Source organism: Curtobacterium sp. Csp2, from assembly GCF_013347165.1.
Map to the genome: position 1 here is coordinate 3,147,481 of NZ_CP054593.1, position 11,213 is coordinate 3,158,693.

General features: G+C 71.5%; 8 protein-coding genes and 1 pseudogene. 4 read left to right on the forward strand and 5 right to left on the reverse strand.

Annotated elements, in window-relative coordinates:
• The first annotated feature begins 41 nt into the window (after nt 1–41).
• Nucleotides 42–836 (forward strand): ThuA domain-containing protein, encoded by a 795-nt coding sequence (locus HUN59_RS15260; protein WP_174778846.1) that lies wholly within the window; start codon nt 42–44, stop codon nt 834–836.
• Nucleotides 833–1,942 (forward strand): Gfo/Idh/MocA family protein, encoded by a 1,110-nt coding sequence (locus HUN59_RS15265; protein WP_302690929.1) that lies wholly within the window; start codon nt 833–835, stop codon nt 1,940–1,942. Before HUN59_RS15260 ends, HUN59_RS15265 begins: the two co-directional genes overlap by 4 nt.
• 258 nt (nt 1,943–2,200) lie before the next feature.
• On the opposite strand, the gene opgC is transcribed toward HUN59_RS15265, so the two are convergent.
• From opgC to HUN59_RS15285, 4 genes are all read right to left on the reverse strand, one after another.
• Complete coding sequence (opgC, locus tag HUN59_RS15270) at nt 2,201–4,759, reverse strand: OpgC domain-containing protein (RefSeq protein WP_174777775.1); 2,559 nt, start codon at nt 4,757–4,759, stop codon at nt 2,201–2,203.
• On the reverse strand, nt 4,747–5,154 hold the full coding sequence (locus HUN59_RS15275; protein WP_058742853.1) for an ATP-binding protein: 408 nt from the start codon (nt 5,152–5,154) through the stop codon (nt 4,747–4,749). The genes opgC and HUN59_RS15275 overlap by 13 nt, the downstream gene beginning before the upstream one ends.
• Nucleotides 5,155–5,156: 2 nt before the next feature.
• Nucleotides 5,157–7,184 (reverse strand): glycosyltransferase, encoded by a 2,028-nt coding sequence (locus tag HUN59_RS15280; RefSeq protein ID WP_254629904.1) that lies wholly within the window; start codon nt 7,182–7,184, stop codon nt 5,157–5,159.
• A 120-nt stretch (nt 7,185–7,304) separates the two neighbouring features.
• Nucleotides 7,305–8,039, reverse strand: a complete 735-nt coding sequence (locus tag HUN59_RS15285) for a TetR/AcrR family transcriptional regulator (protein ID WP_174777776.1) — start codon at nt 8,037–8,039, stop codon at nt 7,305–7,307.
• 122 nt (nt 8,040–8,161) lie between these two features.
• Between HUN59_RS15285 and HUN59_RS15290 the strand changes: the two genes are divergently transcribed.
• Complete coding sequence (locus HUN59_RS15290) at nt 8,162–9,094, forward strand: NAD-dependent epimerase/dehydratase family protein (protein WP_174777777.1); 933 nt, start codon at nt 8,162–8,164, stop codon at nt 9,092–9,094.
• Between the two features lie 123 nt (nt 9,095–9,217).
• On the opposite strand, the gene HUN59_RS15295 is transcribed toward HUN59_RS15290, so the two are convergent.
• Complete coding sequence (locus HUN59_RS15295; protein ID WP_058742849.1) at nt 9,218–11,041, reverse strand: DEAD/DEAH box helicase; 1,824 nt, start codon at nt 11,039–11,041, stop codon at nt 9,218–9,220.
• 16 nt (nt 11,042–11,057) lie between these two features.
• Between HUN59_RS15295 and HUN59_RS19785 the strand changes: the two are divergent.
• Nucleotides 11,058–11,213, forward strand: a pseudogene (locus HUN59_RS19785) (DEAD/DEAH box helicase); the annotation flags it as partial.

The following is an 11,213-nucleotide window of genomic DNA, read 5'->3' on the forward strand; positions in this document are numbered from 1 at the left end:
ACGGCCCGCCCCGCGCTCCCACAGCCAGGAAGGCACACACCATGACCACCACCCCCCTCCGCGTCACCGTCTGGGGCGAGAACGTCCACGAACAGGTCGAGCAGCACGTCGCCGAGCGCTACCCCGAGGGCATGCACGGGGCGATCGCCGCGGGCATCCGCGAGCACCTGCCCGAGGCCGTGGTCCGCACCGCGACCATGCAGGAGCCCGAGCACGGCCTGACCGACGCCGTGCTCGCCGAGACCGACGTCCTCACCTGGTGGGGGCACGCCGCCCACGCGGACGTCGACGACGCCGTCGTGGACCGGGTGCACAAGCACGTCCTGTCCGGCATGGGGCTCGTCGTCCTGCACTCCGGCCACTGGTCGAAGATCTTCGGCAAGCTCATGGGCACGACCTGCACGCTCCGGTGGCGCAGCGAGCACGACCAGGAGCTCGTCTGGACCGTGAACCCGCAGCACCCCATCACCCGTGGCGTCCCGAACCCGATCGTCATCCCCGAGCAGGAGATGTACGGCGAGTACTTCGACGTCCCGACCCCCGACGAGTTGATCTTCATCTCGGGGTTCACCGGCGGCGAGGTCTTCCGGAGCGGCATGACCTACCGCCGCGGCCTCGGGAAGATCTTCTACTTCTCGCCGGGCGACCAGGACTTCCCGGTGTACCACCACCCGGACGTCCGTCGCGTGGTCGCGAACGGCGCGGAGTGGGCCCGGCCGGACCGGGAGCGCGAGCTGCCGACGCTCCGCCGCTACGACCTGGGCGAGTACTTCGACGGCCAGCACTACCGGGGCCCGTTCGACGACGAGCCGGTCGACGAAGAGGTCCCGGCGTGACCGCCCCGCTGCGGGTCGTGCAGGTCGGTGCCGGCGGGATGGGCCGCGCGTGGCTCGCCACCGTCGCCGCCGCCCCCGACGTCGAGCTCGTCGGCGTCGTCGACCTCGACCTCGACGCCGCACGCGCCGGGGCCGACCTGGCCGGCGCCCCGTCGATCCCGGTCGGCCGGGACCTCACGGCGCTCCTCGCGGAGACCGGTGCCGAGGCCGTCCTCGACATCACCGTGCCCGTCGCCCACCACCAGGTCACGATGGACGCCCTGCACGCCGGCCTGCCGGTCCTCGGCGAGAAACCCGCCGCCCAGACCGTCGCCGAGGCCCTGTCCCTCGCCGCCGCGGCCGAGGTCACCGGGCAGCTGTTCATGGTGTCCCAGTCCCGCCGCTACAACGACCAGCTCGTCGCCTTCCGGCAGCACGTCCGCGCGCTCGGCGGGGTCGGGAGCCTGAACACCCGGTTCGCGAAGGCACCGCGCTTCGGCGGCTTCCGCGAGGAGATGGACGACGTCCTGCTCCTCGACATGGCGATCCACGCGTTCGACTCCGCCCGCTACGTGCTCGAACGCGAGCCCGTGTCGGTGTACTGCGAGTCGTGGAACCCGTCGTGGTCCTGGTACCGCGGGCACGCGAACGCCGCCGCGGTGTTCACCTTCGAGGACGACGTCCGCTACGTCTACGACGGCTCGTGGTGCGCGCCGGGCGACGAGACGTCCTGGAACGGCGACTGGCGGGCCACCGGCGCGACCGGCTCGGCCGCCTGGGACGGCGACCACGACCCGTCGAGCGTCGTCGACGGCGGAGCGGGGTCGCCCGAGCCCGCCGCAGGGGTCGGGACGGAGATCGCGGGAGCGCTCGCCTCGTTCGTCCGCGCGGTCCGGTCCGGGCACCGCCCCGACGGCGAGGTGCACGGCAACGTGATGAGCCTGGTGATGGTCGACGCGGCGATCGCGTCGGCGCGCTCCGGGCAGCGCGTGGTCGTCGACGAGGTGCTCGAGCAGGCGCACGCGACGGCCCTCGAGACCGAGCGGGACGCGGCGGTCCGGGAGCGGCTCGCCGCGTGGGGTCCGGTCCGGCAGGCGCTCGCGACCGACAGCGGCGCGCTCGCCTGACCTGCCCCACGCGACCACCCCACGGACGGGAGGCGCGGTGCCGGCCGGCACCGCGCCTCCCGTCCGTCCGTGGTCGCGTCCGCACCCGCCCACCCGCGCTCGCGCTGCCGGATCCACGGATGCCGGGCCGATCCGTGCAACGAAGGCCGATCCGCGCGTACTGGGTCGAATCGCGCGTACCAGGTCGTTCGTTCTGACCAGGTATGCGCGGATCGGCTTCCTACGTCACGCGCGATGGGAACGACCGCGCGGGCGGGGTCAGCGGGGGATGACCGAGAAGAGGAACTTCTTGCGGATCATGTACCAGACCAGCAGGATCAGCGCGGTGTGGGCGGCGAAGCCGATCCACCCGTTGAACCAGTCGACACCGGGGATCGACGCGATGGCCAGCGCGAAGAACACCTGCCACACGAAGACGTAGAGGCTCGCCTGCCCGATCGGGATCCAGAGCCAGCCGAGGACCGCCGCGATCGGCTTCCAGAACACCGTGAGGATCGCGTACGACACGATCGCGAAGAACGCGATGTCGACGAGCCGGCCCCACTGCAGGTCCACGCGCTGGTACGCCGTGTTGTAGAGCTGGTCGTACATCGTCGCGGGGAACGGGGTCGGGGTGAAGCCGAACTGGTTGCCCGCCCAGACGTAGACCAGGAACAGCGCGTACCCGGTGATGCCGACGCCGATGAGCACCTTGCCGAGCCGACCGGTGAGCGCGCCGATGACCTGTCGGCGGTAGTAGCCGAGCACGAGTCCGTGCGTGAAGACGACCTGCCACGTGAGGAGGGGGAAGACCGCCTCGAACTGCGAGTTCAGCGGACGGAAGTCGGGGTTGAGGGCCTGGAAGACGTAGACACCCCAGCTGACGACGAGCAGCGCCCACCAGAACCCGCGCCGGATCACCCACATGAAGAGCGGGATGAACAGGCTCAGCACCACGAAGAGTCCCATGATGTTGAACGGCCACGGGCCCATCTCGAGCAGCAGGAACTGCCGGATCGCGTACCAGGGCGGCGGGTACGCGAGCAGCTGCATCGCGTTCGGGTACAGGTCGTACACGCGTCCCTCGGCCCCGACACCGCCGGTCCCGGTCCCCCGGTCCGTGAAGGTCGTGATCGCGTCGGTGTTCAGGAAGGGGATGAAGCTCATCGCGAAGACGACCAGGATCACCCCGAGCGTCACGAGGTACTGCTTCCGCGCACGCTTCCACGCGCCGACGGCGGCGACCCACTCGCCGAACTTCTTGATCGCGAACGGGTAGGTCATGCCGAGGACCATGCCGGACAGGAACACGAACATCTCGGCGCCGGTGATCGCGCCCGTGGCGTGCAGCGTGATGTACGAGTACGGCCCGCCGATCTCGATGTGCGTGATGACGACGGCGAGGATGATGAAGCCGCGGAACAGGTCGAGCCGCAGGTCGCGCCCGGGCTTGCCGTCGTCGGGGTAGCGCCAGCTCGGCAGGAGGCGACCGACGAGGCCGCTGAGCAGGAACACCGCCGCCAGACCGGCCGCCAACCAGACGATCCACGCCATCTGGTCGCCGCCGGTCTCGTACTCCTGGCTGATGGCGGCGGCGCCGTCCTGCGGTGTGATCCGCTCGGTGACCGGCCCGAAGACGAAGTGGTCGGCGTCCTGCAGGTCGGTGCGGAACGACCCGGCGATCCCCGGGACGGCCGTGTCCCGCCAGTCCGCGACCCGGTTGCTGGCCTCGGGCTCGCGGCGGTTCGTCTCGAGGAACGTGACGCCGCGGACCTCGGGGTGCTGCTGCACGGCGGCGATCACCTGCCGCCACCACTCCTGCTTGACCGGGAGCTCCGCGGCTCCCTCGAGCGAGTGGTCGTAGAGCGCCCCGGTGTCCAGGAGCATCGGACGGTCCTGGTCGACGGCGAAGCGCTGGGTGAAGGTCCCCTCGGTCTGCGGCTGCTGGTAGCCCCAGGTCTCGTCGAAGCGTGCCTGGACCTCACCGGCGGCGGGGACCTCGTTGGTGGTGAGGGGGACCTCGCGCCCGGCGGCCTCGGTGGCCTTGCCCTTGCCGAAGGAGAACATCGACAGGCCGACCCAGTCGACGCTCGAGGCACCGGGCCAGTACGGCGCGTACGGGTCGTCGGCCGCGGTGAGCTGTCCGTCGCCGTTCGTGTCGAGCTTCGACACGTCGGTCGCCGACAGGTCCTGCAGGCGGCCGGCGGACTCCCCGAACGGATAGCCGGCCCCGTACGACGGCGACCACACCATCGCGGCCGACGAGTCGCCGGCGTGCACGACGCGGGCGAGCGTACGGAAGGCGTCGACGAACGCGGTCGGCTGCTGCCCCCACCGGACCCACGTGCCGTTCATCTGCGGCGCGAAGCGGACGAGCACGCGGGTGTCGTACTGCCGGTGGACCTCCTCGAACAGGCGGTTCGCGGTCTCGGCGTCGGCGCGGGTCAGGGAGCCGAGCGACTGCGAGGGCTCGAGGCTGACGACGAGGACGGCCCCCTGGGCGGCCGCGGCCCGGGTCGCCCGGAGGAACTCCTTCCGGGCGCTCCGGTCGAAGGGGTACTCGATCTCGACGCCGTACATCGACGGCACGGCACCGAGTCGGCCCGCGTAGCCGTCCGGGCTGTCGTCGCCCCAGTCCAGGTCGGGGCCGAACCACGTCCGGTCGGACGCCGGGAGCGCACCGCGGTCCGAGGCCGCCGCCGAGGTCGCCGCCGCCGGGGTCGCCGTCGCCGGGTTCGCCGTCACCGCGGCCGCCGGGAGTGCGCCGCCGAGCAGCAGCGTCCCGAGCACGACGAGGAGCGCGACGGCCTTGGCCAGGACGCCCCTCACCGTGTGCACGCCAGCGTCCAGATGTTGTGACCGCCGACGTGCTGGTGCTCGAGCCGGTCGAGCGCGGCGGTGGCGAGCGCGAGGCCGCGGCCGCTCTCCTCGTCGACGTCCGCCATCGTCACCGCGGACAGGTCGACGTCCGCCGGCTGCCCGTTGTCGGTGAGCACCGCGAGGAGTTCGCGGTCGGTCGCCAGGAGCTCGACCGTGTACCGGCGGCCCTCGACCCGGTCGGTGCGCTTCGTGTGCTCGACGATGTTCGCGGCGATCTCGGCCAACGCGGTCTCGAGCGCGAAGCGGAGCCGCACGTCGTCGACGTCGAGCGTCTCCCACCAGGCGGCGAACCGGTCCTGCACCTCGTCGAGGGACGCGGCGACGGCCGGCACCTCGAAGGTCACGTGCTGCATGGTCACAGCGGGCCTCCTGCGGTCGAGGACTCGTGTTCGGACTGCACCGTCCCGGGGCCGGGACCGCCGTAGCGGACGGCCCGGATCACGATGCTGAAGATGAAGAGGTCGAAGACGACCCAGGCGGAGTTGACGAGGGGCGCGATCCCCTCCGCCTGGCCGGTCAGGTAGCGGATGCCGATGAGCACGAGCGACGCGACGAGGGCCGCCATCGCGATGAGCTGCGGCTTGACGAGGTCCCACCGCGGCTTCTGCTCGGACTCGTCGCGGACCTTCGGGGTGACCCGGAAGCCGAGCGGCTTGCCCCGGAACACGTTCTCGAAGGCGCTCGTCACGGACTCGATCCACACGGGGAACAGCGCGAGCGAGTACTGCTGCCCGCGCCACGTCGGTCTCCCAGCGGCCACCACCCAGAACAGGGCCTGGTTGAGCACGAGGAACGGGATGAGCCGCACGAAGAAGTCGACGCTGTACGCCTGGACCGGGACCACCCCGAACGACAGGCAGAGCACCGGGGCCGCGATGTAGACGACCGCGGCGAAGCCCGACAGGTAGCTCCACATCGTCGAGAAGTACATGAGGCGCTGCCCGAACGAGAGCCCCTTCTGCACGAGGGGGTTCTCGCGGAAGAACACCTGCATGGTGCCCTGTGCCCACCGGAGGCGCTGCACGAGCATGGTCGGCAGGTCCTCGGGCGCCAGGCCCTTGGCGAGGATCTCGTCGTGGTACGCCGACTTCCAGCCGAGGCCGTGCAGGCGCATCGCGGTCGCCATGTCCTCGGTCACCGAGATCGTGGCGAGCGGCATGATCGGCTGCGCCTCGTCGTCCCGGTTGACGTCGAGCGCGCGGGCCAGGACGGCGATCGACTCGATGGCCGCGACGGGCGAGGCCTCGCGCCGACCGAGCACGTCGAGTGCGGCGTCGTCGAGCCCGGCGAACGTGTCCGCCTCGGTCGACATCGCCGCGAGCTCCTGCAGGTCACGGCGGACCGCCTCGAGGTCGGCGGCGGCGAACCGGAAGGCGATCGCGTCGATGCCGCGCTGGAAGTCGTACGTGACGTCGCCGAGCGGCTCGCCCCGGTCGATCTGGTCACGGGCGCGGTCGACGACCTGCTCGGCCCCGTCGAGCGCGTCGAGCACGCGCGGGTCGGTCTCGGTCTCGCGCGCCCGGGCCAGGAGCTTCCGCGAGGTCTTGATCGTCCGCTCGACGGACTCCTCGACCTCGCGCACGTAGCGGGTGACGCCGAGCTGCATGAGGGCCTCGCGGCGCAGGATCGCGTTCGAGCCGCAGAAGAACGCGGCGTTCCAGCCGTCCTTCGACTGCTGGATCGGCCCGTAGAACAGGGGCGCCTGGCTTCCGAGGAGATCGGCGTCCGGGACGTTCTCGAACCACTGCGGGGTCTGCACGAGCGCCATCCGCTCGTCCTTGAAGTACCCGAGCGTGCGGTCGAGGATCGACGGTTCCGGGACCTGGTCGGCGTCCAGGATGAGCAGGAACTCCCCCTGGGTGGCGAGCAGCGCGTTGTTCAGGTTGCCGGCCTTGGCGTGGCGGGGACGATCGACCCAGTCGGCACCGCGGGTGATGACCCCGATCCCGAGCGACTCGGCGGCGGCGCGCATCTCGGGGCGGTTGCCGTCGTCGAGGATCCACGTGCTGTGCGGGTGCGTGATCGCCTTCGCCGCACGGGCGGTGCGGACGACGAGCTCGACGGGCTCGTTGTACGTCGTGATGAAGACGTCGACCGTGACGTCCCCGGCCGGCTTCGTCGGCGGCTCCCCCCGCTCGCGCAGCCGCCACGCTCCGAAGGCGAACAGGAGCGAGTCGATGACGCTGTAGGTCTCCGCCAGGATCAGCGGCACCGCGATCCACCACGAGTGCCAGTTCACGGACGCGGCCCAGCGCCAGACGATGTAGTTCACGCCGGCGATCGAGGCGACCAGTGCGACGGTCCGGACCACGGCGAGACGCCGGGTCGGGGTTCCGGTCGTGAGCCGTCGCCGGTCCTGGCGGCTGACGTCGAGCGCCGTCATCGGCATCCTTCCCTGCTGCTGCCGGACAGCGCTGGTGAGTGCGCTGCGTACCAGCCTGTCTACCGCAGCACACGAGGACCTGTCAGCCCGACGCCCCGATGGACCGCCGTCCGACCGTGCTCAGCGGTGCACGAGGCCCAGGTCGTGCGCGAGACGGACGATGACCTCGTCGAAGTAGGCGTCGGGATCGGACACCGATCCGACGGCGTGACCGAACAGTTCGAAGGACAGGACGCCGAACACCGTGGTCCACGCCATGAGCAGGCGGAGCACGGCCTCGGGGGGCGGATCGGCGTGGAAGCCTCGCTGTCGTGTGTAGGCCACCGCATCGGCGATCGCGGCGGCCGTCCGCACCGGATCGCCCACCGCGGGACCGTGCCCGATCCGCGGAGCGGCGCCGTCCAGGCCGGACCATGCGTCCGTGACGATGCGGATGAGCACGTGCGTGGTGCGCGAGGCCGGCTCGATCGTGTCCTGCGGTGCGACGTAGCCGGGCACGGGTGAGCCGTAGAGCAGTGCGAAGTCGCCGGGGTGGGAGGTCGCCCACGTCCGGATCGCCCGGCACGCCGCCGTCCAGCGGCCGAGGTGGTCGGCGCGGTCGACCGGCGCCTCGGCGGACTCGACCGCGGCGCCGAGCTCGTCGTAGTCCGCGACGAGCAGCGCCGTGAGCAGGTCGTCCCGGCTCGGGAAGTACCGGTAGACGGCGGAGGACACGAGTCCGACGTCCCGCGCGACGGCGCGCAGGCTGAGCTGCGCGGGACCCTCCTCGGTCAGGCGCACCCGAGCCGCAGCGAGGATCCGCGCGCGGACGGTCTCGCGCGCCAGGGCACGGGCGGTCGGGGCCTTGTCGGACATCCCGTCAGGATGCCATGCGAGAGCAGTGCACACAAACAAGAGCACCGCTCTTGCAATCGGAGCCGAAGCGCGCCACACTGCTTCCGAGAGCACCGCTCTCCGAATCGACCCAGGAGGCCACCATGTCCCGTCACCACGTCGTCGTCGGCGCCGGTCCCGTCGGGCGGCACGTCGCCGCCCACCTCGCCGACCGCGGGGAGGAGGTGGTCGTCGTCACGCGGTCCGGCCGCGACACCGGCCAGCCAGGGGTCCGGCACGAGGCGCTCGACGCATCCGACGCCCGCGCACTGACCCGCGTCACCGAGGGCGCCGCTGCGCTCTACAACTGCGCCAACCCCGGCGACTACACGCAGTGGGAGCGGGTGTGGCCGCCGCTCGCGGACGCCCTGCTGACCACCGCCGAGCGGACCGGGACCGTGTACGGCATCACCGGCAACCTGTACCCGTACGGCCCCGTCGACGGACCGATGCACGAGGACCTGCCCGACGCGGCGACGGACCACAAGGGCGTGCTGCGGGCACGGATGTGGGCGGATGCCCGGGCCGCGCACGAGGCCGGACGCCTGCGGGCCGTCGAGGTCCGCGGTTCGGACTACGTCGGACCCGGCATCGGCCAGAACGGGCACGTGACACGGGTGTTGCCCGCCGCCCTGCAGGGGAAGGCCGTGACGGTGATCGGTCGGACCGACCGGCCGCACACCTACACGGACGTGCAGGACGTCGCGCGGACGCTCGTCGCGGCCGTCGACGACCCCTCGTCGCACGGGCGTACCTGGAACGTCCCGTCGAACCCACCCCGGACCCAGGAGCAGGCGCTCACCGACGTGCTCCACGCCGCTGGTCGTCCGCCGGTCCCCGTGCGCGGGCTGCCGATGGGGCTGGTCCGGGCCATCGGCCTGGTCACGCCCCTGATGCGCGAGGTCGCACAGCTCGGGTACCAGTGGACCGCGCCGTACGTGCTCGACGACCGGCAGGCGCGGGCGCACTTCGGGATCGAACCGACGCCGTGGGACGAGGTGTGCCGCCGGACCCTGTCAGGGCTCGTGACGGTGTAGCGAACCGCGCGCCGACACACCCCCGAACGCACCGAGACGCCCCCGAACGAGCGAGACGCCCCCGGATCCGGGGGCGTCTCGGCGACGGCAGGGCGTCTCGGCGACGGCAGGGTGCCGGGCGCCTCAGTACCGGGGCTTGCGCGGCGCGCGCTCCCGGTCGCCACCACGGAACCCGCGGTCGTCGCGGTCGCGATCGCGATCCCGGCCCCCGCCACGCGGCCCACGGTCATCCCGGTCCCGGTCACGCCGCACGCCACCACCCCGGCGGTCCGGCTTGATCTCGATGAGCTTCCCGCTGATCCGGGTGTCCGACAGCCGGTCGAGCACGCCGGCGTCCATGTCCTGCGGCAGCTCCACGATGGAGAAGTCCGGCCGGATCTGGATCGCGCCGAAGTCGTCACGGCGCAGGCCGCCCTCGTTCGCGAGCGCGCCGACGATCTGCCTTGGCTCGACGCGGTGGCGACGCCCGACCTCGATGCGGTAGGCGGTCATCGGCTGCGAGCGGCGCGGGCCACGGTCCTCGCGGTCCCGGTCGGGCCGGGCGGCGCGGGCGCCGTCGCGGTCGACCTGGTTCCGCAGCTGGTCGTCCGCGGGGTCGAGCAGCAGCGGCGACTCGCCCTGCGCGACGACCGCGAGCGCGGCGGCGACGTCGTCGGCCGGCACGTCGTGGTTCCGCACGTAGTGGGCGATGACGTCACGGAACGCCGTGATCCGGTCCTGCTGCTCGAGCGCCGCGGTGATCGCGTCGTCGAAGCGGGTCAGGCGGGTCTCGTTGACGTCGTCGATCGTCGGGAGCTGCATCTGCGTGAGCGGCTGCTTGGTGTGGCGTTCGATCGCCGAGAGCAGGCGACGCTCGCGCGGCGTGACGAAGCTGATCGAGTCGCCCTTGCGGCCGGCGCGACCGGTGCGGCCGATGCGGTGCACGTAGGACTCGATGTCGACGGGGATGTCGAAGTTCACGACGTGCGTGATGCGGTCGACGTCGAGACCGCGGGCGGCGACGTCGGTCGCGACGAGGATGTCGAGCTTGCCGGACTTCAGCTGGTTGACCGTCCGCTCGCGCTGCGCCTGCGCGACGTCACCGCTGATCGCGGCGGCGGCGTAGCCGCGGGCGCGGAGCTTCTCGGCCAGGGTCTCGGTCTCGCTCTTGGTGCGGACGAAGATGATCATGCCCTCGAAGTCCTCGACCTCGAGGATGCGGGTGAGCGCGTCGACCTTCTGCGGGTACGACACCATGAGGTACCGCTGCGTGATGTTCGCCGCGGTCTTGGTCTTCGTCTTGACGGTGATCTCGGCCGGGTCCGTGAGGTACTGCTGCGAGATGCGGCGGATCTGCGCAGGCATGGTCGCCGAGAACAGCGCGACCTGCTTGTCGTCCGGGGTCTCGGCGAGGATCGTCTCGACGTCCTCGGCGAAGCCCATCTTGAGCATCTCGTCGGCCTCGTCGAGCACGAGGTACTTCAGCTCGGACAGGTCGAGCGTGCCCTTCGCGATGTGGTCCATGATGCGACCGGGCGTGCCGACGACGACGTCGACGCCGCGGCGCAGGGCGGACAGCTGCACGCCGTACGCCTGGCCGCCGTAGACCGGCAGCACGTGCACGTGCTTCATGTGGGAGGCGAACTGCTCGAACGCCTCGCAGACCTGGAGCGCGAGCTCGCGGGTGGGCGACAGCACGAGGGCCTGCGGCACCTTCGCGCCCGATTCCATGCGGGACAGGATCGGCAGCGCGAACGCCGCCGTCTTGCCGGTCCCGGTCTGCGCGAGGCCGACGACGTCGCGCCCCTCGAGCAGCGTCGGGATGGTCGCCTCCTGGATCGCGGAGGGGGTCTCGTAGCCGATCTCCTTGACGGCCTTGAGCACCGGGTCGCTCAGGCCGAGGTCGGCGAAGGTCACCACGGGCCCCTCGTCGGTGGTCTCGGTGGTGGTGGCGGTGTCCGTGCTCATGCGGAAACGGTACCCCGGCTGCGACCTGTCCGAGCTGAAGTACCTCGTGCTCGACGAGGCCGACGAGATGCTCAAGATGGGCTTCGCCGAGGACGTCGAGACGATCCTCGCCGAGACCCCGGACGACAAGCAGGTCGCGCTGTTCTCGGCGACCATGCCTGCGCAGATCCGC

Coding starts and splice junctions, on each gene's coding strand:
- HUN59_RS15260 (WP_174778846.1), top strand. CDS start 42: ATGACCACCACCCCCCTCCGCGTCACCGTCTGGGGCGAGAACGTCCAC.
- HUN59_RS15275 (WP_058742853.1), bottom strand. CDS start 5,154: ATGCAGCACGTGACCTTCGAGGTGCCGGCCGTCGCCGCGTCCCTCGAC.
- HUN59_RS15280 (WP_254629904.1), bottom strand. CDS start 7,184: ATGACGGCGCTCGACGTCAGCCGCCAGGACCGGCGACGGCTCACGACC.
- HUN59_RS15285 (WP_174777776.1), bottom strand. CDS start 8,039: ATGTCCGACAAGGCCCCGACCGCCCGTGCCCTGGCGCGCGAGACCGTC.
- HUN59_RS15290 (WP_174777777.1), top strand. CDS start 8,162: ATGTCCCGTCACCACGTCGTCGTCGGCGCCGGTCCCGTCGGGCGGCAC.
- HUN59_RS15295 (WP_058742849.1), bottom strand. CDS start 11,041: ATGAGCACGGACACCGCCACCACCACCGAGACCACCGACGAGGGGCCC.